At 74.2% G+C, this 25994-nt stretch carries 16 protein-coding genes; 6 read left to right on the forward strand and 10 right to left on the reverse strand.

Annotated features, from left to right (window positions below):
• The first annotated feature begins 90 nt into the window (after window positions 1-90).
• Window positions 91-681: a Uma2 family endonuclease gene (locus WME76_RS20295; protein ID WP_437961720.1), complete on the forward strand. Its 591-nt coding sequence runs from the start codon at window positions 91-93 to the stop codon at window positions 679-681.
• A 5-nt stretch (window positions 682-686) separates the two neighbouring features.
• On the opposite strand, the gene WME76_RS20300 is transcribed toward WME76_RS20295, so the two are convergent.
• A complete protein-coding gene (locus WME76_RS20300; RefSeq protein WP_437961721.1) occupies window positions 687-4298 on the reverse strand; it encodes an SNF2-related protein in 3612 nt (1203 codons plus the stop codon).
• A gap of 141 nt (window positions 4299-4439) precedes the next feature.
• Entirely contained in the window at window positions 4440-5339 is a 900-nt protein-coding gene (locus WME76_RS20305) for a zinc-binding dehydrogenase (protein ID WP_437961722.1), read from the reverse strand.
• Between WME76_RS20305 and WME76_RS20310 the strand changes: the two genes are divergently transcribed.
• The gene (locus WME76_RS20310) at window positions 5256-6347 is read left to right on the forward strand and encodes a serine/threonine-protein kinase (RefSeq protein WP_437961723.1); all 1092 of its coding nucleotides are present in this window, start codon (window positions 5256-5258) and stop codon (window positions 6345-6347) included. The two genes, WME76_RS20305 and WME76_RS20310, sit on opposite strands and share 84 nt — an antisense overlap.
• A gap of 61 nt (window positions 6348-6408) precedes the next feature.
• On the opposite strand, the gene WME76_RS20315 is transcribed toward WME76_RS20310, so the two are convergent.
• The 3 genes from WME76_RS20315 to WME76_RS20325 all read right to left on the reverse strand — a co-directional run bounded on the left by WME76_RS20315 (window position 6409) and on the right by WME76_RS20325 (window position 10285).
• On the reverse strand, window positions 6409-7077 hold the full coding sequence (locus WME76_RS20315; protein WP_437961724.1) for a hypothetical protein: 669 nt from the start codon (window positions 7075-7077) through the stop codon (window positions 6409-6411).
• A 318-nt stretch (window positions 7078-7395) separates the two neighbouring features.
• Window positions 7396-8403, reverse strand: a complete 1008-nt coding sequence (locus tag WME76_RS20320; protein ID WP_437961725.1) for a hypothetical protein — start codon at window positions 8401-8403, stop codon at window positions 7396-7398.
• Between the two features lie 196 nt (window positions 8404-8599).
• Window positions 8600-10285: a glycoside hydrolase family 43 protein gene (locus WME76_RS20325; RefSeq protein WP_437961726.1), complete on the reverse strand. Its 1686-nt coding sequence runs from the start codon at window positions 10283-10285 to the stop codon at window positions 8600-8602.
• Between the two features lie 300 nt (window positions 10286-10585).
• Between WME76_RS20325 and WME76_RS20330 the strand changes: the two genes are divergently transcribed.
• Window positions 10586-10885, forward strand: a complete 300-nt coding sequence (locus WME76_RS20330; protein ID WP_437961727.1) for a helix-turn-helix domain-containing protein — start codon at window positions 10586-10588, stop codon at window positions 10883-10885.
• Window positions 10886-10943: 58 nt separating this feature from the next.
• Here WME76_RS20330 and WME76_RS20335 read toward each other — a convergent pair whose 3' ends face one another.
• Window positions 10944-12371 carry a serine/threonine-protein kinase gene (locus WME76_RS20335; RefSeq protein ID WP_437961728.1) on the reverse strand — a complete coding sequence of 476 codons (1428 nt, stop codon included), beginning with the start codon at window positions 12369-12371 and terminating at the stop codon, window positions 10944-10946.
• A 29-nt stretch (window positions 12372-12400) separates the two neighbouring features.
• On the opposite strand from WME76_RS20335, the gene WME76_RS20340 reads away from it, so the two are divergent.
• Window positions 12401-16486, forward strand: coding sequence for a protein kinase domain-containing protein (locus tag WME76_RS20340; RefSeq protein WP_437961729.1), 4086 nt, complete (start codon window positions 12401-12403; stop codon window positions 16484-16486).
• A gap of 46 nt (window positions 16487-16532) precedes the next feature.
• Window positions 16533-18278 (forward strand): hypothetical protein, encoded by a 1746-nt coding sequence (locus WME76_RS20345; RefSeq protein ID WP_437961730.1) that lies wholly within the window; start codon window positions 16533-16535, stop codon window positions 18276-18278.
• 36 nt (window positions 18279-18314) lie between these two features.
• Here WME76_RS20345 and WME76_RS20350 read toward each other — a convergent pair whose 3' ends face one another.
• The 4 genes from WME76_RS20350 to WME76_RS20365 all read right to left on the reverse strand — a co-directional run bounded on the left by WME76_RS20350 (window position 18315) and on the right by WME76_RS20365 (window position 23332).
• Window positions 18315-19760, reverse strand: coding sequence for a sigma 54-interacting transcriptional regulator (locus WME76_RS20350; protein WP_437961731.1), 1446 nt, complete (start codon window positions 19758-19760; stop codon window positions 18315-18317).
• A 109-nt stretch (window positions 19761-19869) separates the two neighbouring features.
• Window positions 19870-21240, reverse strand: a complete 1371-nt coding sequence (locus WME76_RS20355; protein WP_437961732.1) for a cation:proton antiporter — start codon at window positions 21238-21240, stop codon at window positions 19870-19872.
• A 45-nt stretch (window positions 21241-21285) separates the two neighbouring features.
• Window positions 21286-22407 (reverse strand): hypothetical protein, encoded by a 1122-nt coding sequence (locus WME76_RS20360; protein ID WP_437961733.1) that lies wholly within the window; start codon window positions 22405-22407, stop codon window positions 21286-21288.
• Between the two features lie 133 nt (window positions 22408-22540).
• Complete coding sequence (locus WME76_RS20365; RefSeq protein WP_437961734.1) at window positions 22541-23332, reverse strand: hypothetical protein; 792 nt, start codon at window positions 23330-23332, stop codon at window positions 22541-22543.
• Between the two features lie 1064 nt (window positions 23333-24396).
• Here WME76_RS20365 and WME76_RS20370 point away from each other — a divergent pair.
• Window positions 24397-25881, forward strand: a complete 1485-nt coding sequence (locus WME76_RS20370) for an endo-1,4-beta-xylanase (RefSeq protein WP_437961735.1) — start codon at window positions 24397-24399, stop codon at window positions 25879-25881.
• The last annotated feature ends 113 nt before the right edge of the window (window positions 25882-25994 follow it).

A 25994-nucleotide genomic window follows, 5' to 3' on the forward strand; every position in this document is an offset into this window, starting at 1 on the left:
GCTGGGCGGCCTCCGCGGCGAGGAGCTCACCCAGATTGAGCGCTCCCCCGGCGGCTTGCCTTGCCGCGACCCTGCGGGCAGGCTGAGCGCATGGGCCAGCCCGCCGAGAAGCCCCGCCGCGCCACGTACGCTGACCTCGAGGCCGTGCCACCGAACAAGGTGGCGGAGCTCGTCCGCGGCGTGCTGCACGTCTTCCCGCGGCCGGCGCCGCGGCATGCGCGCGCGAGCTCGGGCCTCGGCGCCGAGCTCACCGGTCCGTTCGACCACGGCAAGAACGGCCCGGGAGGCTGGTGGATCCTCGATGAGCCCGAGCTCCACTTCCCCGACCCGGCTTCGCCGCGCGATGTGGAGGTCCTCGTCCCGGACATCGCCGGCTGGCGCCGCGAGCGCATGCCAGCGCTCCCGGATACGTCCTACTTCTCGCTCGCTCCGGACTGGATCTGCGAGGTCCTGAGCCCGTCGACCGAGCAGGTCGACCGCAAGGAGAAGATGCCGATCTACGCGCGCGAGGGCGTGCAGCACGCCTGGCTGGTCGACCCGATCCAGCGGACCCTGGAGGTCTTCTCGCTCGCCCCGGGACGCGGCTGGACGCCAGTCGCCACCCACCGCGACGCCGCGCGCGTCCGCGCTACGCCCTTCGACGCGATCGAGATCGAGCTCCGCTTGCTCTGGGCGACGTAGCGCCCTCAGTCGGGCGCCTCCGCCTCGACGCCGTCGCCGCCGTCGGGCGCCAGCGCCCTCCCGTCCTCCCCGCCATCCGCGCCGGCCGGCCCGCGGGGCCGCCCTGAGAGCAAGCCCAGGAGCTCCTGCGTCGTGAGCTTGCCCGCCTCGTCCTTCCCGCCGAGCACCTGGGCGACGAGCGAGCGCTTCTGCTCGTGCAGCGACAGCATCTGCTCCTCGATCGTCCCCAGCGCCACCAGGCGGTAGATGGTGACCGGCCGCCGCTGGCCCAGGCGGTGCGCGCGATCCGAGGCCTGGTCCTCGACCGCCGGGTTCCACCACGGATCGAGGTGAATCACGTTGGTGGCCGCCGTCAGGTTCAGGCCGAAGCCGCCCGCCTTGAGCGAGATGAGGAACAGCGGCGCCGTGCCCTCCTGGAACTCGCTCACGCGATCGCCCCGCGCCTTCCGGGGGGTCGCGCCGTCGAGGTAGACGAACGCGATCCCGCGCTCCGCGAGCGCCTCGCGCACCAGCGCGAGGTGCGACGTGAACTGGCTGAAGACCAGCGCGCGCTGGCCCTCGGCGCGCAGCTCGTCGACGAGCTCCAGGAAGCGCTCGAGCTTGGACGAGACGAGCTCGGAGCGCTCGTCGTACAGGCGCGGGTGCGACGCGAGCAGCCGCAGCCGCGTGAGCGCCGCGAGCACCTCGACGCGGCGCTCCTGCTCCCGCAGGACCGACCGCCGCGTCTCGAGCTCGGACAGCGCCGCGAGGCGCGCGTCCTCGTAGAGCTGCCACTCGGCGCCCGAGAGCACGACCGGCACGCGCACCTCGGTGCGCGCCGGCAGCTCGGCCTCGACCTGCGCCTTCGTCCGCCGGAGCAGGAAGGGGGCGAGCACGCGCGCCAGCGCGGGCGCCGCGGCAGGGTCGCTCTGCCGCTCGATCGGCGCGGCGTAACGGCCCCGGAACGACTCCCAGCCGCCGAAGAGGCCGGGGAACACGACGGTGAAGAGGCTCCAGAGCTCGCCGAGGTGGTTCTCGATCGGCGTGCCCGAGAGCGCGAACTTGAAGTCCGCCTGCAGCGCCCTCGCGGCGCGGGAGCGCTGCGTGGTCGCGTTCTTCAGGCTCTGGGCCTCGTCGAACACGACCGTGGCGAAGCGCCGGGCGGCGAGGCGCTCGGCGTCGCGCGCGAGCAGGCCGTAGCTGACCACCAGCACGTCGCCAGGGCCGAGCCACGCGAGCGCGTCGTCGCGGTCGGCCGCGTCCGCGTACTGCGTGAGGCGCAGCGAGGGCGCGAAGCGCTCCGCCTCGTCCTTCCAGTTGAACGCCACCGAGGTGGGGGCGACGACGAGCGCGGGCCCGAGCGCGCCGCGATCGAGCAGCACGGCCAGCGCCTGCACCGTCTTGCCGAGGCCCATGTCGTCGGCGAGGACGCCGCCCGCGCCCCACGCCGCGAGCCGCGAGAGCCAGCGGAAGCCGTCGAGCTGGTAAGGCCGGAGCTCGGCGCGGAGCGCCGCGGGGACGGCGGGGCAGAGCTCGCCGGCGGCCCCGACGCGGTCGACGAGCTGCCGGAAGGCGCCGTCCGCCTCGAGCGCGGCGCCGGCCGCCTCGAGCTCGCGCAGCACCCCGGCGGCCGACGGGCCCACGGTGAGGCCGTGGCCGGACGCGTGCACGTGATCCGACAGGCGCTCGAGGTGCGCGCGCAGCGCCTCGCTCAGCTCCATGTAGGTGCGGGCCTCGACCTGCACGTAGCGGTCCTTGCGGCGCGCCGCGTCGAGCAGCCGGGCCAGCTCCACCCGCTCGCCCTCGACGCTCAGGCCGCCGAGGAGGCCGAACCACGCGCGCCGCTTCTCGAGGACGACCTTGAGCGCCTGCGGGCCGCCGCCGCTCAGCGCGCGCAGGGGCGCGCCCACCCACTCGAGCTCCGGGGGCGGCTCGCGCCGCGCGCACGCCGCGAGCAGGTCGAGCGCCCCCTGCGCGCTGGCGAAGCGGTAGTGGAACGGGCGCCCCTCCTCCAGCAGCTCGGCGCCGGAGAGCGGCAGCTCGGCGCAGAGGGCGCGGGCGAAGTCCTCTTCCCGGCGCAGGTCGCGCACGGCGTGCAGCGCCCTGTCCCCGCGCCGCACGTGCACGTCGCGCGCGCCCGCGCCCGGGGCGAGGGCGGGGCTGTCGACGAGCGGCCGCACGCGCAGCTCGACCTCCACCGCGCCGTTCGGCTGCGGCGAGAGGCGCAGCACGGGGAGCAGCAGCGCGGGGACCGACTCGCCCATCACGCTGCGCGGCATGGCCACGGGCACGCGCAGCGCCCACCGCGCGAGCGCGGCGAGCAGGGCGCCGTGGCTCTCGGGCGGGAAGAGGTTGCCCTCGCGCAGGAGCACGTCGAGCAGCGTCCGGAGCTCGGTCTTGACGTCGAGCAGCGTGAGCCGCCGCGCGCCCTGGTCCCAGTCCCACAGGAACAGCGCGTCCTCGGGCCGGGCCCGGCGCACGCGCTCGAGCAGCGCCGGGGGCAGCGCCGTCCCGTCGACGCCGGCGCTCACCCGCACGACGCCCTGGCGCTCCTCCGCCACGAGCCCCACCGGCGCGCGCTCGACGCGCACCGCGACGTGAGGGGCCTCGTCGAGGAAGACGCGCGGGTGGCCGATGAGCGCCTCGATCAGCGCCCGCGGCGCGAACCCGTCGCCCTCGGGCAGGAGCGCCGCGGCGCGGGCGTCCTCGGAGGAGAGCCGCGCCCCGTGCTCCTGGAGGAGGCGCTTGCGGCCGGCGCGTGTGCCGGCGCTGCGCTGGCCCTTCTTGCCGAGCCGGTGGACCCAGGCCGCGACCGAGACGCCGACGTCCTCGACGACCTGCAGGCGGTAGGTGATCTCGACGCCGGCGCGCCCGCCGGGGCCCTCGTCGAGGGCGCGGTCGAGCGCCAGCAAGGTGCGCTCCCAGGCGGGGCGCCCGAGCTCGTCGAGCGCCTGGAGGAAGGCGTCGCCCGGGGGCTGGCGGAGCCAGAGCAGCGCCGCGTCGATCGCCGCGAGCACGTGGACGCAGTCGCCCGCGCCGCAGGTGCACTCGGCGCGGAGCGCCCCGTGCGCGAGGGTGATCCGCGCCTCGGGCCGGACGAAGCCGGCGCCCACGCGCTGCGACTCGAACGGCAGCGGGTCCTCGAAGCGGAAGCCGGGCAGCGCCGCGTCGAAGCGCAGCGCGCCGAGCTGGAGGGCGCGCTCGATGCGCGGGGCGACCGCGTCCGGCACGCGGGCGCGCAGGGCGCACAGCCGCTCGTGCGCCGGCAGGGCCCGCGGCTCGTCGGGCGGCCGCAGCAGCGACGGGACCGCGGCGCGCGCCCGCGCCGCGTCGGCGCGCTCGTCCTCGAGGAAGCGCAAGACCGCGGGCGGCAGCGCGTCGCGCAGGCGCGGGGACGGCAGCCACTCGGACGCGCGCGAGAGCTCGTCGGCGCTCGCGAGGTCGATGAGGCGCCGGCGCGCGCCGAGGACCCGCAGCTCGGGCCAGAGGGCGGGATCGACGCGCGGGGCCACCGCCTCGAGGTTCAGCCGCGCGAGGTGCACGACGCCGTGGCGGGCGAGCCAGGCGACGAGGGCCTCCCGGGTCTCGAAGGGCGCCGCCGGCGCGGCGGGGATGACGGCGTGGACGTCGTCTGCCATGTCGGGCCGCGTAACCTTGTGGGGGCGCGGGTCCGGTTCAAGGGCATTCGGCCCGGGCGTCGACCGCGACGACGACCTCGCCGCGCTGCGCGCTGTATCCCCGGAGGGGCGAGCGCTCGGCGCCGGCCCGCCGCGGGCCGTTCAGACGCGGATCACCACCTTCCCGAAGTGCGCCCCCGACTCCAGGCACCTCATCGCCTGCCGCGCCTCGTCGAACCCGAACACCCGATCGATCACCGGCTTGATCCGGTGCGCCACGAGCACCCGGTTCATCTCCTCGAACATCACCCGGCTCCCGACGAACACCGGCAACACCTGAAGTCTTTTCTTCTCGATCGCCTCCGGCTCCGGCGCCCCCCACGCCCCGCTCAGGAGCCCGATCAGCGCGATGTGCCCCCCTTCTCGCGTCGCCCGGATCGACCTCGGCAGCGTCTCCTCCCCGCCCACCTCCATCACGTGGTCCGCCCCCTGCCCTCCCGTCACCTCCAGCACCTTCTCCTCCCAGTCAGGGTGCTTCCGGTAATTGATTCCTTCCTCCGCGCCGAGCTCGCGCGCCCGCCGAGCGGAGCGTACGTGGCACCGACAGCGACGTTCAGGGCTGTCGTACGACCTTGTAAGCGCAAGTCCGCGAGGAGCTGCCCGAAGAAGACGCGCTGTCGTGGATTCCCCGGATCCCGCGTTCGCGATACGCTCCAGACATGCCCCGGTCCCTGGTCCCAGCGCGCCGTGCGAGACGCACGTCGACACGTCGGGAACACAGAGGCGGCACGGAGGTGTTCGATCGTGTTCCAGCCATCCTCGTTCGATCCACAGCCAGAATCCCAGAGAAAAGACAGCGTCCGCGCCGCGGTGCTCGCCGCGGCCGCGCTCGCTGAGCGAGCGGCAGACTCCCGCCCTGCGTCCTCCCGCCGCGCCGGGCGGAGCGAGGCCCGCGCGAGGCCGCAGCGGGGCCGGGTCGTGCACGGCCGTTATCAGCTCGAGGAGCCGCTCGGGCGCGGCGCGATGGGCGAGGTCTGGCGGGCGCGCGACACCGTCCGGCATGTCGACGTCGCGCTCAAATTCCTCGTGGTGGCGCGCAACGGCCGGCACCTCGAGGCGATCGAGCGGTTCCGCCTCGAGGCCCGGGTCGCGGCGCAGCTCGGCCAGAAGACCGCCGGCGTCGTCGCCGTGTACGACGCCGGCGAGGATCCGGCGGCGGGCCCGTACCTCGTCATGGAGTACGTGCGCGGCCGGTCGCTGCGGCAATGGCTGCAGGAGCGAGGGCCAGTGCTGGCGGCCGAGCTCGCGCCGCTCCTCCGGCAGCTCGGAGAGGCGCTGTCGGTGGCGCACGGGCTCGGCGTCGTGCACCGCGACATCAAGCCGTCGAACATCCTGCTCGTCGAGGGGAACGACGGGCACCTGCGCGCCAAGATCGCTGACTTCGGGATCGCCAAGTGGGTCGGTGAGGACCGGCCCGTCGACTTCCGCCGCCGGACCGCGGACGGCGTGGTGCTGGGCACGCCCGCCTACCTGAGCCCGGAGCACACGTGCGAGGGGCAGGCGGGCCCGCAGCTCGACCTGTGGTCGCTCGCGGTCGTCGCGCACGAGGCGCTCACCGGTCAGCAGCCGTTCCCGGGCCGCAACCTGGCCGCGGTGCTCGCCTCCATCCTCGTCGGCGCGCGACCGCCGCTGACCACGGTGTGCCCGGGGGCGCCGCCCGCGCTGGAGGCGTGGTTCGCGCGCGCCTTCGCGATCAGCCCGTCGGAGCGCTTTCCGAGCGTCGGCGCGATGGTGGCGGCGTTCGAGGCCGCGGCGGGCACGCCGGCCGCGGCGCCATCCGGTGCGCGGGCGCGGCGCGGACCGCGGCGCCTGCGCCGCGCGGCGGTGGGCATCGCCGTGGCGCTCGGGGTGGCGCTCGCCGCAACCCTGCTCTGGAGGCCATCCGGGGGCGCCGGCGCGCGCGGCGCGGACGAGGCGCTCCGCGAGGCGACGCGCGCGGCCGGCCGCGCGGTCCACGCCGCGCAGGGCGTGACGGCGCGGCTCCTGGGGCGGCGGGGCGCCGATCCCTGACGGCGCCCTGCCGTCGTTCGATCCACCGATCGCGATCGCGCCGGCCTTCGCCGGCGTCCGCTCATGCGCCGAGGAGCGGCCCGAACTCGTCGGGCAGGACGCCTTCGTCGGCCGCGCGCCGGAGGTTGTCCCGGCACACAGCGCACGTCGGGGCGTGCTCGCGATAGCTGTCCGTGAGGCCGTCCAGGCGGAAGATGCCGGCGGCCGCGGCCTCCGTGTCCGGGTGCACGTGGAACTGGACCGGCAGGCCGAGCGCATAGAGCGGCTCGCCGTCGCGCCGCAGCGCATAGATCGAGAAGGACGCATCGTCGCGCGGGCGCCACCCGTCGATCGAAAAGAGACAGGGCGCCTCCCCCGTCGCGTCCGCGTGCCGGCGAAGAAAGCACATGTCGCCCGCGTACGAGACGAGCTCGTCGAGGTCGGTCGCCACGGCCACGGGGATGGGATGTTCGAGCCACCGCTCGAAGGCGAGCCACGCGGCCGCGAGGACCTTCGGGTCGGAAGCGGCGTGCTCGTCCACCGCGAACGCGCCGTCGGCGTCGCTCGCCTCCGAGGGGCCGCGCGCGCCGTAGAGCGACGCCAGGGCCGAGAGCGCGATCTCGGCGTCGAGCGGCGCGCCGGCGCGCTCCGCGTCGCAGGCGGCCGCGAAGGCCGCGGCGTCGATCCGGGTCGCGAGCCCGGCGCGACGCAGGGTCGCGAGCGCATCCTCGGGGCGCAGGGGGGTCGTCATGGGCTCATGTCATCCGGCCAGGTCATCTGCCCGATGCCGCCGCGGGATCTCGGCTCCTCCCCGGGGCACCCTCGCGGCATGGTGCACGACGCCGACGAGGAAAGATAGCGCCGCCTCTCACATACAGCCTACGGGGCCCGGCGGCTCGCAAGCCGACGTCGTGACGGACGCCGGCAGCAGGGGAGTCGTTTCCTGGAAAGCGGGGGTTGAGTCAAGCTGGGGCGCACCGAAACGCGCGCTCCCTCGATGAGCGATGAGGCGGGCGCGGGCGCTCGCTCCGCGCAGCAGCGCGAGAGCGAGCGCCGCAGACAACCTGGTTCACTCGACCAGGAGATCCAGCCTCGATCCTGGCACCATCCTGTAGTCACCGACCGCCAATCCCTGCAGATCGCTCGTGAACTCGAACGGACCGAGCACGTGAATCACGTCGTCGCTCGCGCCACCGGCGCCGCCGTCGCCGCTCGCGCCACCGGCGCCGCCGTCGCCGCTCGCGCCACCGGCGCCGCCGTCACCGTTCGCGCCACCAGCGCCGCCGTCGCCGCCCGTACCGCTGTCGCCGCCGGTGCCGCCCGTGCCGCCGTCGCCGCCCGCGCCACCGTCGCCGCCCGTGCCGCCGGGCCTCGTGACCGTGATGGAGTCGACGTAGACGACGGTCGGGTTGGACCAGGGCCCCGAGATACCTGCGTCGACCCTCAGGCCGATGCGCCTCACCTGGGTCTCGTCAAACGTCATGGACTCATCCGCAGCGGCGGTGGCGTCGACGTCGATGGTGAGCTCTGTCCACTCTTTCAGGCTGCTGAGGTCCGTCCACGCCCAGGGGAGGCCTATCCAGGCCTGTGCACCTCCATTCTGCACGAACGTCTGCACGCCACCGCCGGTGCCGGCGTACACCTTCACACGGAACGTGACGGTGGCGCCGGTCAGGTCGACCAGCTCCGGATAGTCGAACTGGAACAGCGTCCCTGTGTCTTCCTCGGTGAGCGGCACGGCCAGCCGGGCGCAGCCCGAGCAGCTCTCGTCCGGACCGGGACCGATGTCCACTTCTTCGAGGCCGCCCGCGCCGCCCGCGCCGCCCGCCCCGCCCTCGCCACCCGCGCCACCTGCCCCGCCCTCGCCGCCTGCCCCGCCCTCGCCACCTGCCCCGCCCTCGCCGCCTGCGCTCCCGGTACCGCTCGTCGAAGAGCTGCTCGAGCTGCTCGTCGTGGTGCCTCCACCGGCCCCGCCGTCGCCACCGGACCCGCCCCCGCCGTCGTCATCGCCGCAACCCATCGTGACGAACGAGCCAGCCAGCAAGCCGCACATCGCCAAAGCAAAAACTGATCTCATGGCATCCTCTCCACGCTCTACTCTATTGTCCCACCCGATGGCGCGTGGTTCGGGCCGGCGTTCGCCGTGCCCGCTCCCCTTTGTCCCAGCTCTCTGAAAGCCAGCCGCGCCGGCCGCGCCCCCCTGTACGACCCCGGCATTCTCACCACTTGCCGGGAGCGCGCCCGCTGGACCATCACGCCGGGCACCGGCGCCGTCAGCTCGCAGCAGCCCCGCTCCGCCCGGCTTTTCGCGAACGACGCCGCGCGACGATCGCGCCCAGCGCGGTCAAGACGGCGAGCACGCCCGCCGGGGAGCTGGGCGCCGATTGGACCCGGCACCCACACCCGCCCTCGTCCTCGCCATCGCCGCCAGGTGAAGCGGCGCCGGCGCCGCCCGTGCCGCTGCCGGTCGTCGCTGCGCTGCTGACGCTCCCCCCCTCACCCGAGCCGCCGCCGCCCGTCGCTCCCCCTTCACCCGTGTCCGGACCACCCCCGCTGCCTGTCGGATTCGTGGCGTCGAGCGGCGTGAACTTCCACCAGTTGAAATTGAACAGGGGACCGTCCCCACCGGTGAACTTCAGATACAGATCATGGATCCCTGTCGCACCGTCGACCTCGCAGGACGTGGTAACCCAGGTCTGGGCCTCGCCGGTCCCCTCGACCACGCAGGTCCCCACCAGCGTGCCGGTCGCGCTGTCGAGGCGCAGCTCGATGCTGCCGCCGCTTGTCGCCGAGGCCACCCTTGCCTCGAAGGCCCCCGCGCCGGGACCGAAATCGACGCCCTTCACCTTGATGTAGTCCCCGTCGTCGATCGACGTGACATTCATCCCGCCCTCGCTGCACGCCTCGGTCTCGACACCGGATCCCCAGGCGATGGTCTCAGCCTCCGTCATGACGTACGGGTCGAGGGTGCCGACGCCAGGCGGGCCCTCTTCGGTCATCGTGATCGTCGGGATGGTGCCGTCGGCGTTGTAGGTGAATCGCTCGACGGCGACCGAGCGGTGATAACCGTCTCCGCCCGGCAAAGCGGCGTTGTGGTAGAAGAAGTACGAGCTGTCCTTGTAGTCGATGATGGCCGGGTGATTGGTGAAGCTGCCGCCCTCCGTGGGCATGATGACCCCCCGGTAAGTCCACGGGCCGGTGGGGCTGCTGCTCGTGGAATAGGCGATGTACTCGGGGAGGCCGCCGGCCGGATACGCCAGGTAGTACATGTCATTGCGCTTGTAGAGCCACGGCCCTTCCTCGTACAGGGTCGGCCGCTCGGTGCTCCCGGTGCGCTCTCCGAAGCTCTCCGCCGTCATGGGCACGCGTACGACGCTCCCCTCGTAGGAGATCATGTCCTCCTTCAGCTTCACGTAACACAGGTTGGGATTGCCCCAGTAGAGATAGGCCTGGCCGTCATCGTCGATGAACACCGTCGGATCGATGTCGCCGCAATTGGCGGTGATCAACGGCTTCCCCAGGGCGTCCTCGAACGGACCGACAGGGCTGTCCGACACGGCGACGCCGAGGACCATCCTGCTGAGCGCCCTGCTCGTCGTGGGGACGTAGAAATAGAACTTCCCGTTCCTGTGAATGACCTGACCTGCCCAGGCATCTGCCTTCGACCAGCTGAAATCCTTGTATTTCAGCGGCGATCCGCGGTCCGTCCAGTTCACCATGTCCGTGGTCGAATATACTCGCCAGTCATTCATCCCGAAGAACGTCGTGGCGGAGTCTTCGTCATGGCTGGTATAGAGGTACAGCGTCCCGTCGTGGACCATGGGCGCCGGATCGGCGGTGTAGAGGGTCTGCACGATGGGGTTGTCCGCCATGGATTCAGACGGAAACACGGCTGTGCCACAGAGCGACAACGCCGCGATGAGGAGCTTGTTCTGAGGGGATTTTGTGATCGTGGCCATTCCTGGACCTCGCTGCTCTCCTGAAGAATCGTCAGGTGTCGCCAGATGTCGTGGATCGCTCAGGCGATGACTCTCCGGCGCTCCTCGTCAGGGCGCTTCGCGCAAGTGCGTGTAATCATTGCGTTTGTCGATCCAACAAGTGAACGTTTACAGCAAAACGGCACCGTTTGCGCCCACTGTGAGCGTTCACATTGTCGGTGTCAATTCCAATCGACCACGGCGTGTTCGCGCCTCGCGCGTCACGGCGGGCGCTCGTGACGCCGAGGCCGCCGAGCCGCGCAGCGAAGCAGCTTAGGGCGTGTGCGGAGCTTGCGCCTGTACCCGCTGTGCCTGCTGATCAGCGACAATCACTTCTGCCGCCGGAACGTCGAGGCGCTCTGCCGCACCTGCGAGACGGCGAGCTTCACGCGCGCCGCGCGCCTGCTCGCCGTCACGCCGCAGGTGACGAGCGGGAGCGTCGCGCGTCTCGAGCGCAGGCTCGGCGTGACGCTCTTCCGGCGCGCCGCCCGGAGCCTCGCGCCGACAGAGCCCCGCCTGCCACACGCCGGCTGTCCCCCTGTCACATCGCCGCTGCCACGTCCCCTGTCACAGGCGGTGTGACAGGGGACGTGGCAGCGCGCGCCGTACCGGGGCGACACCGCTCACGAGGCGACGCCGCTCAGGGCGATACCCGGCGCAGCGCGCCTCCCGCGGCGGGGTGCGGCGCGCGCTCGAGCTCCGCGGCGAACGCGCCTGTCACGAACACCCCGGCCTCGGTCGGATCGGGCGCCCAGCGGCGCAGCGCCTCGGGCACGGCCGCGTGCAGCGCCAGGCGCGGGAGGACCTCGGGGCTCGCGCCGGCCCGCGCGCCGAGCTCCGCCCAGAGCTCGAGGACCCACCCGAGCGCCCGCGCCGGCGCGCGCCCGTACGGCGCGGGCAGCGTCGCCAGCAGCGCGTCGGCGCTCTCGACCACGAGCGTCGCCCCGATCCGGAAGAGCGCCGACCTCGCCGACTGCAGCAGGCGCTCCACGTCGGCGAGCGCCTCGTCGCCGGCGTCGTCCGGCGCCGCCAGCCGGGCCTCGACGAGCAGCGCGGTGCTCGGCCCGAGCGGCTCGTCCACGCCGCCGGGCGACGGCGCCGCGCCCCCGGCGCCCGGCGCGGCGACGGCCCGGCGCAGGGCCGCGAGCAGGTCGGGGACGCTCGCGTACCGGTCGGCCGGGTCCTTCGCGAGGCAGCGGCGCACCACGGCGTCGAACGCCGCCGACACCGGCGCGCGCTCGCTCGGGCTGGGCGGCGGCGCGCGCAGGTGCATCTCCTCGGTCTCGACCGCGTTCGCGCCCTGGAACGGCAGCACGGCCGTCACGAGCTGGTACGCGAGCAGGCCGACAGCATAGATGTCCGTGCGCGCGTCCACCGCGCCGCCGAGGATCTGCTCCGGCGCCATCGTGAGCGGCGTGCCGACGATCAGGCTGCTGGTCTTGTCACCGCGCGCGCCGCGCGCGCCGTACGCCGGCGCGTGGAGGAGCTTGGCGATGCCGAAGTCGACGAGCTTGACGCCGCGCGCGCCGCCCTCGCCGGCGGCGGGGCGGATCATGACGTTCTGGGCCTTCACGTCGCGGTGCACGACGCCGATCGCATGCGCGGCCGCGAGCGCGCCGCCGACCTCCTCGAGCAGCGCGACCGCCTCGGCCGGCGAGAGGGCGCCCCGCGCGCGCAGCTCGGCCGCGAGGGTCCGGCCCTCGACCCACTCCATCGCGATGTAGGGCCGGCCGTCGTCGAGCGCGCCGACGCCGCGGACCTCGACGATCGCCGGGTGCCTGAGCCGCGCGAGCACCTCCGCCTCCTGGTGGAAGCGCCGGAGCATCGCCGGCAGGAGCGACAGCTCGCGGCGGAGCACCTTCAGCGCGACCGCCGCGCCGCCCCCGATCGGCCAGGCGCGGTGCACGACGCCGAAGCCCCCTCCGAGGCGCACCTCGTCGAGCAGGTACCCGCCGACCACCGCGCCGGCGGGGAGCGCGTCGGCGGCGGTCGTCTGCAGCTCCTGCGGGCGACCCGAGATGACGGCGGTCGCTTCGGGTTCAGAGGCAGGCTCGGCAGGCGGCAGCATGGCGACCTACCCCAGTATACTCGCGCCCCATGCGCTGCTCCGAGTGCCATCGCCGCCTCCCCGATCGGCCCGGCGCCGCGTGCCCGGAACACCCGCGCGCCGCGCCGCCGGCGCGCGCGGCCGCCGAGGTAGTCGATCCTGAGCCGCCCCCGCACATCCCCGGGTTCCGCGTCGAACAGATGCTCGGGCAGGGCGGGTTCGCGCGCGTCTACGCGGCGACGCGCGAGGGGGACGGCCGCGCCGTGGCGCTCAAGGTGGCGCGGCGGCAGGACGACGACCGGCTCGCGCGCGAGGCCGCGGCGCTCGCCCGCCTCGCGCCCCCGCGGGCGCCCGCGCTGCTCGGTCACGGCCGCGCCGCCGATCTGCGCCCGTTCCTCGCGCTGGAGCGGCTCGCGGGCGGCTCGCTCGCGGCGCGCCTGGCGGGCCTGCCGGGCGCGGGCGCGGCGCCGCTCGACGAGGCGGCGGCGCTCGCGCGCGGGATCGCGGCGGCGCTCGACGCGGTGCACGACGCGGGCCTCGTGCACCGCGATCTCAAGCCCGAGAACGTGTGGCTGCGGCCCGGGGGAGAGGTCGCGCTGATCGACTTCGGCCTCGCGGCCCTGGCGCGGGGCGGGCGCGACGCCGACGAGGCGCAGGGCGCGCTCGGCACCGACCTGACGCGCACCGGCGCCGTCCTGGGGACGGCGGCGTACATGGCGCCGGAGCAGTGCCTCGGCGCGCGCGGCGTGGACCCGCGGGCGGACGTCTACGCGCTCGGCGCGGTGATCTTCGAGCTGCTCACCGGCCGGCCGCCGTTCGTGGGCGAGGCGGCGGAGGTCCGGCAGGCGCACGTGGCGCGCCGCCCCGATCCGCCGTCGTCGTTCGCGCGGCTGCCGGCGGCCGTCGACGAGGCCGTCCTGCGCTGCCTGGCGAAGGACCCCGGGGCCCGCCCGGCCCGCGCCGGCGACGTGGCGCGCGCGCTCACGGCGGCGCTGGAGGCGCGCGCTGGCTCGTCCGGCGGGCGCGCTGTCCGGTCGGACGCGCGCGCTGCCGGCTCCGACGCGCGCGCGACCAGCCCCGACGCGCGCACTGCCAGCTCCGACGCACGCGCCCCCTCCCCCGTCCAGCGCCGACCCGTGGCGCTGCTGGCCCTGCGCACGCGCGAGCCCACCGGGGCGCTGGTCGTCGACGTCGCGCGCGCGGAGGGCGGCCTCCTGGCGCGCTTCCGCGGGGAGCACACGGTGCTCGCCTTCCCCACCGCGGCGCCGGGCGACGGGGTGCGCGCGGCGGTGCGGTCGGCCCGGCGCCTGGTCGCCGCCGGCCTGGCGGCGCCGCCCCTCGTCGTTCACCTGGCGCCCCTCCGGGTGCGCGAGGGCGCGCACGGCGTCACCCTCGCCGGCACCGCGCTGGAGACCGCGGAGGCGTGGGGCGCCGGCCTGGACAGCGCCGGCCTGGAGCACCCCGGCGCGCCGCCGCCGGCGATCCTCACGGCCGAAGCGCAGCGCGCCCTCGCCGAAGGTCCGCAGGACGCGGCCCTCGATCTGCACGACGCGCCCCCGCCCGACGACACGCCCCCCGCCCCGCGGGAAGCGCCCCCCGTCGCGCCCGGTGAGGCCGCCCTGCGCGGCCGCGACGCTGCGCTCGCCGAGGCCCTCGCCGCCGTGAAGGAGGCGCTCGCCGGCGGCGGGCCGGCGCTCGTCACCGTGATCGGCGCCGAGGGGCACGGCAAGACCCGCTTCCTCGGCGCCCTCGCCGCGGCGCTCCGCGCGGGCGGCGCCGCCGTTCACGCCGCGGCCGCGCTCGGGCCGGAGGCCGCCGAGCGCGGCGCGACCCTCGTCGCCCTCCTGCGGGCGGCCCTGGATCTACCGGCCAGCGGCGCGCTCGATTCCACCGCCGACACGGCGCTCGCGCGCCGCCTGGGTCCGCCGGAGGCCGCCCGCGCCTGGCCGGCCGTGGGGCTCGCCCTCGGGCAGATGGCCGGCCAGGATCCCGCGGCCGCGCCCCTGCTGGAGGCGGCGGGAGCGCGCCGCCACGCCGAGGCCCGGGCGCTCGCGGCCGCCCTCGCCGCCGCCGCGCCGCTCGCGCTGCTGCTCGACGACGCCGACCGCGCGGACGCGGCCGCGCTCGACGCGCTCGAGCTGGCCACCGCCGAGGGCAGCCCCGCGCGCCTCGCGATCGTGCTCGCGGCCCGGCCGTCGATCGCGTCGCTCCGCCCGCGCCTCGGCGAGCGCGCCGCCCGCCGCCTCGCCCTCGACCTCGACCCGCTCGACGAAGGCGCCGCAAGCGCGCTGCTCCAGGACCACCTGCGCCCGGTGGAGTTCATCCCCCGCCCCGTGCTCGATCACCTGCGCGCGCTCGGGCGCGGCGTCCCGCGCGATCTCGTGGAGATCGCCTGCGCCCTGCGCGTCGGCGGCGCGATCCGGCGCGCCCCGGGCGGCGACGGCTGGGCCCTCGCGCCGGACGAGCTGCTCTCCCTCTCCGCCGCGCCGCTCGGCGAGCGCCTCGCCGCCCGCGCGGCCGCGGCCCTGCCGCCGCCGCTCGTCGACCTGCTCGAGCGCGCGGCGATCGTCGGCGACGACCTCTGCCCGGCCGACCTCGAGGCCGCCCTCGACGCCCGGGGCGCGCCGCCGCCCGCCGGCGCGCTCGACCCCGGCGTCGGCCTCGCGCGCCTCGCCCGGGCCGGCGTGCTCGTCGCGCTGGCCACCGCGCCCGAGCGCTACGCGTTCCGCCACCCGCTCCTGCGCGACGCGGTGGAGGCGCGCATCCCGCCGGCCCGCCGACGCGCGCTGCACGCCGCCGTCCTCGGGCGCCTCCTCTCCTCCCCGCCCGCCGCGGGGTCGCGCGCCCGGATCGCCCGCCACGCCGCCGCCGCGGGTGACGCGGCCGCCGCCGCGCGAGCGCACGCCGCGCTCGCGGAGGAGGCGCTCACCCGGCACGACGTGGTCGAGGCCGAGCAGCGCTTCACCGCGGCCCTGCGCCTCCTCGACGGCGCAGACGCCGCGGCCCGCGGCCGCGCGCTCGCGGGCCGCGGGCGGGCGCGCTACCGCCTGCAGCGGCTCGACGAGTCGCTCGTCGACCTGCGCGCCGCCCGGGCGCTCGCCGAGGCCGCCGATGACCGGGGCCGCGCGGCCGAGCTCCTGCTCGAGGAGGCGACGGCGCTCGACTGGCTCGAGGACTTCCCCGCCTCCGCCGCGGCCTCCGCGCGCGCGGCGGAGCTGTGCGCGGGCCTCGGCGACGCGCGCCTCCACGCGCGCTGCCTGTTCGCGAGCGGCCGCTCGGACTGCCGCGCCCAGCGCGTCGACGAGGGGATCCCCAAGGTGGAGCAGGCCGCCCGGGACGCCCTCGCCCTCGGCGACCACGAGGCGCACGTCATCGCCCGGAGCTTCCTCGTCGGCTCGCTCTCGGTGGCCGGCCGCCTCGACGAGGCCGAGCGCCACGGCGACGCCGTCGTCGATGCCTGCCTGCGCGCCGGCGACGCCTTCCACCTGTGCGGCGCCTACATCAACCGCGTGTTCATGTGGGTGAAGCGCCACGCCGACGACCGAGCGCTCGCGGACCAGCGGGAGGCCGTCCGCCTCGCCCGCGAGCTCGGCCACGCCCAGCTCGAGCGCATGGCGACGTTGAACCTCTCCGAGCTGCGCTGCTGGATGGGCGCGCTCGACGAGGCCCTCTCCCTCGCGCGCCGCAGCCTCGACCTCCAGCGGCGCTTCTTCAACCAGCGCCCCTCGCCGGACGACGCCCTGCTCCTCGCCCGCATCCACCTCGCCCGCGGCGAGCACGACGAGGCGGCCCACCACCTCGCCGAGGCCCGCGCGAGCGTCCCCGAGCCCGACCTCACCCCCTGCGCCCGGACGCTGGCACGCCTGGTGCAACAGGCCCTGGACGACCGGGCGGCCGGTCGGTTCGACGCTGCGGCGTGGCGCGCGCTCGTGGACGAGGCGCGGCACACCGCGATCCTCCACGAGCACGCCGAGGCGCTGCACGGCGCGCTCCTCTCGGCCCTCCGGGCCGGCGCCTCCCGCGAGGCGCGCGTGTTCCTGGGGGAGGCCAGGGCGGTCTCGGCGGGCTTCTGGGAGCAGCGGTTCGACGAGATCGAGCGCGCGCTCCTCGCGCCGGGAGCGACCGGCGCAGCGTGAACCGGCCCTACGGCTCCCCGGGACGACAAGAAAGGAATCCGACCACGTGCTGATCTACCGGATCTCTGGGTTGCTTGCGTTCTGTCTCGGGCTCACGAGCGCCGGCGCGGGCTGCGCCGTCGCCGGCGACGACGCGCCCTCGCTCGGCGGGCCGCCGCGCTCCACGCAAGGGGCCGGGACCGGGTCGGCCACCGACGTGCGGGGCGCCGACTGGTCGCTCATCGACGTGCTGGGGCCGGGCTCCGAGGTGCTGGAGGGCGTGTACACCAACGGCCTCTCCGCCGAGGCGCTCACCCGCAATGCGCTGATCTCGAACGTGCGCGCCAACCGCGCCATGGTGATGCTACCGCTCGCGACCGAGACCTACGCCGACGACAGCGTGCACAAGGAGCTCTACGAGCACGAGTCGCGCCTCGACCCCAAGTTGCTCCGCTACAGGCTCCGCCACAAGGAGACGCGCGACGTGATGAAGTATCTCGTCTCCTGCGCCCTCGAGCCAGGCCAGAGCGTCTCGTACACCGACACCCGGACGGACGAGACTTACACGTTCCCCGGCGAGATCGGGCTCTGCCCCCCGTGGGGCAAGGAAGGGCTGGACGAGCTGAACAACGATGCAGCGGTGAAGTGCCGGCAGCTCGTCTCGGCGTGCCTGCTCTCGCGCGTGAACCCCACCGGCCACAAGGTCGTCCTCTCGATGCGCGGCCAGGCCTTCCCGCAGCATCGGCCGGAGCTCCTCACGCCGGGGCCCTCCGTACGTGTGGTGACCGGCACGGAGGACAACGGCACCATCACGAGCTTTGCGCCGTGCCAGCGCGACGCTGTGGGCCGATCGCGCAAGTGTGGCTGGACGTCCGAGCACATCGGGACCTGCAGCGAGGGCTCGATCGTGTACATCGGCGCCGGCAGCGAGCCCCTGGGCACGTGTGAAGACGACGCGGCGGAGCCCATCGAGCAGTCCGACGACGACACGATCCTCCGTGTCTGCGACGGCATCCGCGGCTGCGAAGCCGGCTCGCCCGACCTCCTCGATCAGCGCGAGGTGCGCTGCAGCGGGCGCAGCGAGCCCGCGCTCCGCTTCGAGTGCCGGAGCAGCGGTTACTTCAGCGTCATGAGCGGCCCCCGGGCGGTCCGCCGCATGAGGGAAGGCGCCTCGGGGCCTCCGAGCCCCGGCGCCTTCACCGTCGCGAGCCGCCGGCCGCCGAGCGTCGGCCTGCCGATGACGCCGAGCGGCGGCGGCATCGTCATCGAGCCGCCGCCATACCACGCCGCGGTGTATCCGGCGCAGGAGGCGGACGTCTTTGGCTGGCGCGAGGGCGCGTTCTACGGGGACCTGTGGCTCGCCGGCAGCCTCCACACCAAGCTCACGGAGACGATGAACGAGGTGGACCCAGACGGCACCTTCCATGCCGCTCCGCACTCCGGGGTGAAGGTGTTTCAGCATGCGTTTGCCTGCACCGGCGAGTACTGGAACGACCATGTCGCCTACGAGCAGAGCCGCCTCTGCGCCGGGCAGGACGAGGACTGCGTCGCCACCTCGGTCGGCGCCTGCGGTGACTCGCACGCCATCGCGAACTGCCCGCCGCTCGATCAATGCGCCGTCGACGACGGGGGTCTCGTGGAGGGCGACGGGGATTTCCAGCAGTGCGAGGGCGACAGGCGCACATGGGACCATCCGATCACGGTCTATCTGAACAAGCCGTCGGACGTCGTCCGGAGACCCACGCTCCTCGTTCCGGACCTGCCCATCCTGGCAGGGCCCAGGATGCCGCTCACCATGCCGCTCTGCCCTTGATCGGCGTCGACCGGCGCTCGACCGGGCCCGCGGCGCTCACCCTTCTCCGCCTCCCCCGCCTTCCCGGTAATCGGCCGGCTCGATCCCGTAGCGCGCGATCCACCGGTGGATCTGCGTCCGCCCCTTCCCCATCGCCCTCGCCACGGCGCTGATGTTCCCCCGGTGCTCGCGGAAGAGGCGGATCAGCGCCTCGCGCCGCGCCGGGTCCTCCGCCGCGGGCCGCTGCGGCTCGCCGGGCTGGGTGTCGAGCCTCGGGAGCTCGGTCGGGGTGCGCGTCATCCCGGCGGGCGGCGGCAGGTGATCGAGCTCCACCCTGCCGCTCCCCGCCAGCACGATCGCGGTCGCCAGGCACTTCTCCAGCTCGCGGACGTTGAGCCGCCACTCGCGCAGGAGGAGCGCGCGCGCCGCCTCGCAGCTCAGGGCGATCTCCGCCGCCCGGTCCGGGGCGGCGCGGCGGAGCAGGGACGCGATGAGCAGGCCGAGGTCCTCCCGGCGCCTCCGCAGGGGCGGCAGCTCGAGCACGAAGCCCGACAGGCGCGCGAAGAGATCGCCCCGGAAATCGCCGCGATCCACCATCGCCGGCAGGTCGCGGTGCGTGGCCACCACGACGCGGAGGTCGACCTTCACCGGCCGCGTCGCGCCCACCGCGACGACCTCCGACTCCTGCAGCACGCGAAGGAACGCGGTCTGCGACGTCGCGGGCAGGTCGCCGATCTCGTCGAGGAAGAGCGTGCCCCTGTCCGCGGCGCGGATGAGGCCGGGCCGGTCCTCGGCCGCGCCGGAGAAGGCGCCCTTCCTGTGGCCGAACAGCTCGGACTCGATGAGGCTGTCGGGCAGCGCGCCGCAGTTGATCGCGACGAACGGCCCGGGCCGCCCCGAGAGCGCGTGGAGGGCGCGCGCGATGACCTCCTTGCCGGTGCCGCTCTCGCCCTGGAGGACGACGGGGATGTTCGCGGGCGCGATCGCGCGCAGCGCCGCGAAGCGATCGTCCAGCGCGGGCGCGAAGGTGGCGAGGCCGAGCGGCTGCCCCGGCGCCGGCGCCGCGTCGCCCGCGACCTCGTCCGGCGCGGCGACCTCGCGGAACAGGAAGAACGTGTGTCCGAGCTCGATCAGGTCCCCCTCGGCGAGCTGCGCGCTCTGCCGCGGCACGCCGTTCACGAAGGTGCCGTTCCTCGATCCGAGGTCCTCCAGGCGGAGCCGGCCGCCGTCGCGCGTGATGCGCGCGTGCCGGGACGACACCCACCCGTCCTCGAGGCGCACGTCGAGCAGCGCCCGGCCTCCCTCGGTCCGCCGCTCGATCGAGCGCACCGGGCCCCGCCCGAAGCGCACCTCGTCGATCCCGTCGAGCGACAGCCGCGCGGACGGATCCAGCGGCCGCTGACATTGCAGGACGAGGAACAGGAACGGCCGCGGCTCGGCGCACGAGCCGGCGCGTCGCTGGGTGCGGGCCAGCGTCGTCGGCTCGTCGCGCGCCTCGCTCATCCTGCGCCTCTCCGCCCCCGGGAGGGCGCGCGGGGAGGAGCCGGGGGTTCGACGTGGGCCTGCATGCTGCGGGCGTACGATCTACCACGCCTTGCCGGCGCGCGGCGCTTCACGCGGCGCGCCCGGGAGACTTCAGCGTCGCCTGGTAGCGATTGAGCAGCGGCGTCGCCGTGATCCCGTGCAGCACGATGCTCACCGTGACGACGGAGAGCGTCAGCGAGAGCACGTCGCGCGCGGCGTCGCCGGACAGCCCGCGGTTCAGCGCGTAGGCCACGTAGTACAGGCTCCCGATCCCGCGGATGCCGAACCAGCCCATGAGCCAGCGCTGGTGAGGGGACGTGGCCGTCCCGGCGAGCAGCAGCCGCGTGGCCGCGGGGCGCAGCAGGAAGAGCAGGACCGCGGCGAGGACGAGCGCGCGCGCGCTCCAGAAGGGGCCCACGAGGACGCCCACGAGCGTGACCAGGGCGACCTCGAGCAGCCGCTCGGCGGTCGCGCCGAACGAGATCGTCTCCGCGACGAGCACGCCCGCGGCGACCGCCGGCTCGCCCATCGCCTCGGGCTCCACCCGCGCGCCGACCAGGTGCTCCGCCGGCGGGTGCGGGGCGTCCGGCCGCGACGCGCGGGGCACGGCCTGTGGATGAGGGGTCTCGGCGACCACCTTGAGCTCCGCGCGGCGCAGCCCCACGCCCGCCGCGAACACGGCGACGAACCCCCACGCGCCGAGGATGTCGGCCGCGACATAGGACAGCGCGATGAGCGCCAGCGCGAGGAAGTCGCTGGGCGCCTCCGTGTCGCGCTGGCGGCTCCGGAGGCGGATCGCCCAGCGCCCCACCCAGACCCCGAGGCCGTACCCGAGCACGAGCGCCGCCGGGACCGCCCAGGCGACCTTGACGAGCGCCCAGCGCAGGACCCACGCGCCGCCGCTGCCCTGCTCCATCCAGCGGAGCGCGAGCACCACGAACGGGAAGGCCATCCCGTCGTTCAGGCCCGCCTCCCCGGAGAGGCCGTACCGCATGCGGTCCTTGTCCGCGGCGTGGCCGACCGAGACCGCGCTGGCGAGCACCGGATCGGTGGGCGCGAGGATCGCGCCGAGGAGCAGCGCGTGGGGCGGCGCGAGCCCCAGGACCAGGCGCGCGACCACGGCGATGCCGGCGATCGACGCGAGCATGACCGGACCGGCGAGCCGGTAGGCCGCCGACCACGCGGGATCGCGCGGCGACAGCCGCAGCTTCAGCCCGCCGATGAACAGCGAGATGATGACGGCGATCTCCGTCAGCCGCTCGAACCAGGCGCTGCCCCCCTCGAGATCGATGCGGATCCAGCCGAGCGCCTGCGGGCCGATGAGCCAGCCGAGGCCGAGGTAGATGAGCGACGACGAGATCGGCAGCCGCTTCAGGTGCGCCGACGCGAGCGCCATGACGAGGAGGATCCCGCCCGAGAGCGCCAGCCACTGGAGGAAGCTCAGGGTCGCGAAGGTCATGAGGGGTCCCCCCGGCTCGACGGCCCCGGGCCGCGCGGCGCGCGGTCAGCGATAAGGCCCGCGCGGCTCGGGGGCCGCGAGCGCGGAGACGATCGCGATCGCGCGCTCGATGCCCTCGCGCCCCGTCTCGAGGTGGCCGAACGCGAGCGTGACAGCGGCCTCGTCGCCCACGATCGCCGCCGGGCGGAGCGCGGCGATCTCGCGCCGCAGCTCGTCGCCGAGGCGCTGCGCCACCCGGTCCGGCGCCTCCGCGCGCAGCTCGTAGACCCGGGACAGCGCGTCGTCGCCGGACCGGGCTGCCGCCGCCCGCGCCGGGCCGCGCCTGGGCCGCCGCCGCAGGGCGAACCGCTCCGAGGGGGACGCCGCGCGGGCCACGCGCACCTGCGTGCCGAACGGGCCCTTCCTCGCGTCCCGGCCGAACTCCACGGTGAGGAGCCTGCCGCGGTGCTCCACCTCGATGATCGTCTCGCCCTCGGCCGAGGAGGCGCCCGCGCCGGAGACGATGCGCCCGCCGAGCTCCTGCGAGAGCGCCCGCAGCTCCTTCGCGAGCGCGCGGCCGCGGCCCGCGACCAGCGCGGCGGCGCGGATGGCGCTCGCGAGCTTGTCGGCGTCGTCCTCCAGCCCGGCGCGGACGGCGGTCAGCCGGTGCGACTCGAGCGTGAGCTGGTACTCGGCGGCCGCGCGGAGCGCCTCGCGCAGCGGCGGCGTGAGCCACCAGCGCGCGAGGGTCGGGCTGCTCGCCTTGACGACGAAGGCGCCGTCGAGCGCCGGGTCGCCGACGTCGACCTGCCGCGCCCGGAAGGCCCCGCCGCTCGCCTGGCGGAGCCGCTGCTCGTGGACGCGGAGCCGGAGGCCCGACGGGTTCCGCGCGGTGCCGGTGATGCGGGTGTTGTACCGAACGACGGGCGCCTCGCCGTGATCGATGTCGTGGTCGACGACCAGCGCGACGTTCTCGCACACGACCGAGATCTGCATGCGGGGGTCGCCCCACTGGCCCGGCCCTGACTTGAACTCCCCCCCGACGAGGGCCGCGGCGCGCTGCCAGACGGGCCGGGCGATCCGCCAGCGGGCCTCGGCGGCCCGCCTGGCATCCTGGCGCGCCTGCGCGAAGCACCGCGCGAGGCCGGCGATGCCCGAGACGATCATCAGGACGAAGAGAGGCTCCATCCTCGGCACATCCTAGCCTCCCCGCCGAGGGCGCGGCCAGGCAGGAGGCGCCCGATCACCGGCGCGCCGGCCGCGATCGTGCGCCCGACGCCCCCGCGCCCCGGTGAGCGGCCCAGGCTCGACCGGCCGCGGCCTACAGGTCGCCGTGGACCGCGAGGTGGTAGACGTCGGAGGCGGACACGCTGGAGATGACCACCTCGTATTTGCCGTTGTCGGTGTCGGTGTACCCGGTCACGTCCAGGGCTCCGACCGTGGAGACGGTCTGATTGAACAGCGTCTTCCAGCTGCCCAGCCCCTTCTTGCGGGACACCACCATCTGGATCGAGCCCACGGTGGCGTCCGCGTGGGCGTGGAAGGTCGCGACGCTGTTGATCGTCACGGTGCGGCCGACGGAGCTGTCGGTCCAGCAGTAGTTGAAGTCGTAGCTGCTGCTGTTGCAGTAAGCCGTCTGGAAACCGGCTGCGTCGAGGGCCTGCGCGGCGGTCCCGAGCCCCTCGGCGGCGCGCGCCTGCGGCGCCGGAGGTGCCTCCTCGATCTCCACCTCGGGCTGCGCCGGGGCGCGGCGCGGGCCGGCGGCGAGCCGGGCCTCGTCCACGCGCGCCTGCGCCGCGATCAGCGCCGGCGGGGCGGCCTGCCCCGAGAGCGCCTCGTAGAGCGCGACGGGGGGTTGCCCCTTCAAGGCCTCGAGGACCTCGCCGGTGCTCACGATGATCACGCTCCCCTCCTCCGGCTCGAAGAAGCGGATCTCGGCGCCGTCCTCGAGGCGGAGGCTCGTGATCGGGGCGAGCCCCTCCTCCACGGCCTCGTCCCCCGGCGCCTGCTCCACGGCGCAGCCGCCGAGGGCAGAGAGCCCCAGGGCGAGGGCCGCGGCGCGGCGGGCGGAGCGAGCCATCGAGAGGTCGCGAAGCATTGAATCGATGATCATTGTCATTCTCCTCGGTCGTTCATGGGTCATGTGCGGACGTCCGCCCGCGTGTCCGGCCAGCGCGCGGCACGACCCCGCTGTGCGACGCTCGCGGCGTGTCCGCGGGCCTATCCGCGAGACCGTGGGCTCGACAGCGCGTCGTGCGAGGCGTTCGCCTTCGCCTCGACCGCATGAGCAAGGTCGGGGCCAGAGGCGATGTCGGCCTGCGCGCTGCCGCCGCCTTCGCCCGGGATTCACGGAGGGCGCTCTTTCTCCCGTCCCGCGCTCCGGAGGGTGCTTTCCACGGAACGCGCGCGCCTGTCACGCGACGCCTGGCTCCCTGCCACACCGACCAGGTGTGACAGGTGTCAGGTGTGGCGAGGGGTGACACCTCGCGGCCGTGACGGCGGCGGGCGCGCGCTCGAGGGAGAGCCTCGATGTGGGAAAAGGAAGTTCGATGTGGAGAGAGAGGTTCAAACGCTCCCGAGGCGTCAAGTCACAGCTGCAGAGCCCGCCCTGGATTGACAGCACACCTCTCCATGCGATCCGGCCTCCCTGGAAAAGAGGCACCGTATCGACAACTCATCCATGCATCGGTGGGTTCGCCTTCACTCGACAGCCATCAGGAGTTGACATCGGCCATGTGAGCGTTCACATTGCGTTGGTATCCTTTTGCTTCGCATCGGAAGCGCGGTCATGCGCACCGAGACCTTCGTCAACCGATCGAGCGCGTCACCGGTCACGCTCGCTCGGTCGTCACGGACGCGCGTGGCGGTGAGCCTCCTGGCGGGAAAGTTGAACAGGGAGGCGGGGAGACAGGGAGCATTTCGAAGCTTTCCCTCCCCGTTTCCCCGCCCCCCGGTTCAATTTTCCGAAGAGCCCGAGGGATGCCTCAGGGTCCAAACGCTTCGGAGACGTCGAGCCCCAACTGCGGGAGCTGCCCTGGGTTGACAGAACATCGTTCCGTGTGATCCGGCCCCATGCCAAAGCGACGCCGTGTCAACAATTGACGTTGATCCATGCGTCGAAGCGGCCGCTTTCACGCCACAGCCTACGACACGCCCGCCTGGGTACAGGAGAACCTCATGAGACTGCGATTCGACCGATGGCCCCTGCTGATGACGCTCGCGCTCAGCGCGTGCGTCGCCGCCGAGCAGCTCGATGAAGACGGCTACGAGTTCGACGAATCATCGGAGAGCGTCACCATCGACACCGCCGCGACCTACACGATCGTCGGCGCTCAGAGTGGAAAATGCGTCGAGGTGGCTGGAGGCAGCACCGCTGACGCAGCGGCCTTGCAGATCGCGAGCTGCAACGGCTCGACGCGGCAACAGTTTCGCATGGAATCGGCGGGCGGCGGCTACTATCGCATCCGCAACGTCAACAGCAACCGTTGCATGGACGTCGCGGACGCCTCGACCAGCGACGGCGCCCGCATCCAGCAATACTCCTGCTGGAGCGGCGAGAACCAGCAGTGGTCGTTCACGGACGTCGCCGGCGGCGGCGTGCGCCTCACCGCACGCAACAGCGGCAAGTCCCTGGACGTCTACGGCCGCGGCACCGCGGACGGCACCGCCGTGATCCAGTGGTCGTGGAACAGCGGGACGAACCAGCAGTTCCGGCTCACGCCCGTCAGCTCGGGCGGGAGCACCGGGAGCGGCGGCAGCGGCGGCAGCGGCGGCAGCGGCGGCAGCGGCGGCGGCGGCGGCGGCGGCAAGTTCGTCGGCAACATCACCACCGGCGGGCAGGTGCGCGCGGATCTGTCCCGCTACTGGAACCAGATCTCCCCGGAGAACGAGGGCAAGTGGGGCTCCATCGAGGGCACGCGGGACGTCATGAACTGGTCCGGCATGGACCGAGTCCGGAACTACGCTCGTGAGAAGGGCATTCCCTACAAGGGTCACACCCTGATCTGGGGTGCCCAGCAGCCGGGCTGGCTTGCCAGTCTGTCGCAGAGCGAGCAGCGCGCAGAGGTAGAAGAGTGGATCCAGGCGTTCTGCCAGCGCTACCCGGACGTCGCCGTCATCGACGTCGTGAACGAGCCGCCCCCGCACACCACCCCGGTGTACATGAACGCCCTCGGCGGCGCGGGCTCGAGCGGCTACGACTGGATCGTGCAGGCGTTCAAATGGGCGCGGCAGTACTGCCCGAACGCCACGCTGCTGCTCAACGACTACAACAACATCGAGTACAGCAGTGACAACCAGAACACGATCAACATCGTGAATCGGATCCGGGCGGCAGGGGCTCCCATCGACGGCATCGGAGCGCAGGCCCACGCCGCGTTCTCGATGTCGACGAGCACCGTGAAAGGCTTCCTCGACCGGCTCGCCGGCACCGGTCTACCGGTCTACATCACCGAGTACGACATCAACCTGGCGAACGACACGCAGCAGCTCAACGTGATGCAGAGCCAGTTCCCCATGTTCTACGAACATCCGAGCGTGAAGGGCATCACGCTGTGGGGGTACATCAGCGGTCAGACGTGGGTGGCCAACTCAGGGCTCATGAGCAGCGGCGGCCAGATGCGGCCGGCCATGTCCTGGCTGATGAGCTACCTGGGGCGCTGACGCCGAGCGCGCTGGCGCGCGGTTCACCGAGATCGGCGCGCCCGGGATCGCTGCGCGCGCTCTTCCGCCTGGCCGCAGGAGGACGAAGCCCCCCCGTGGGGTCAGGGCTCGCG

Source organism: Sorangium sp. So ce119 (assembly GCF_051524405.1).
Lineage (GTDB): Bacteria > Myxococcota_A > Polyangia > Polyangiales > Polyangiaceae > Sorangium > Sorangium cellulosum_G.

Excerpts from the sequence above, each read along its gene's own strand:
- WME76_RS20295 (WP_437961720.1), top strand. The coding sequence starts at position 91 with ATGGGCCAGCCCGCCGAGAAGCCCCGCCGCGCCACGTACGCTGACCTC.
- WME76_RS20300 (WP_437961721.1), bottom strand. The coding sequence starts at position 4,298 with ATGGCAGACGACGTCCACGCCGTCATCCCCGCCGCGCCGGCGGCGCCC.
- WME76_RS20305 (WP_437961722.1), bottom strand. The coding sequence starts at position 5,339 with ATGCCGGACGGTGTCGCGCGCCCGCCAGACCTCGCCCATCGCGCCGCG.
- WME76_RS20315 (WP_437961724.1), bottom strand. The coding sequence starts at position 7,077 with ATGACGACCCCCCTGCGCCCCGAGGATGCGCTCGCGACCCTGCGTCGC.
- WME76_RS20320 (WP_437961725.1), bottom strand. The coding sequence starts at position 8,403 with ATGAGATCAGTTTTTGCTTTGGCGATGTGCGGCTTGCTGGCTGGCTCG.
- WME76_RS20325 (WP_437961726.1), bottom strand. The coding sequence starts at position 10,285 with ATGGCCACGATCACAAAATCCCCTCAGAACAAGCTCCTCATCGCGGCG.
- WME76_RS20335 (WP_437961728.1), bottom strand. The coding sequence starts at position 12,371 with ATGCTGCCGCCTGCCGAGCCTGCCTCTGAACCCGAAGCGACCGCCGTC.
- WME76_RS20340 (WP_437961729.1), top strand. The coding sequence starts at position 12,401 with ATGCGCTGCTCCGAGTGCCATCGCCGCCTCCCCGATCGGCCCGGCGCC.
- WME76_RS20350 (WP_437961731.1), bottom strand. The coding sequence starts at position 19,760 with ATGAGCGAGGCGCGCGACGAGCCGACGACGCTGGCCCGCACCCAGCGA.
- WME76_RS20355 (WP_437961732.1), bottom strand. The coding sequence starts at position 21,240 with ATGACCTTCGCGACCCTGAGCTTCCTCCAGTGGCTGGCGCTCTCGGGC.
- WME76_RS20360 (WP_437961733.1), bottom strand. The coding sequence starts at position 22,407 with ATGGAGCCTCTCTTCGTCCTGATGATCGTCTCGGGCATCGCCGGCCTC.
- WME76_RS20365 (WP_437961734.1), bottom strand. The coding sequence starts at position 23,332 with ATGATCATCGATTCAATGCTTCGCGACCTCTCGATGGCTCGCTCCGCC.
- WME76_RS20370 (WP_437961735.1), top strand. The coding sequence starts at position 24,397 with ATGAGACTGCGATTCGACCGATGGCCCCTGCTGATGACGCTCGCGCTC.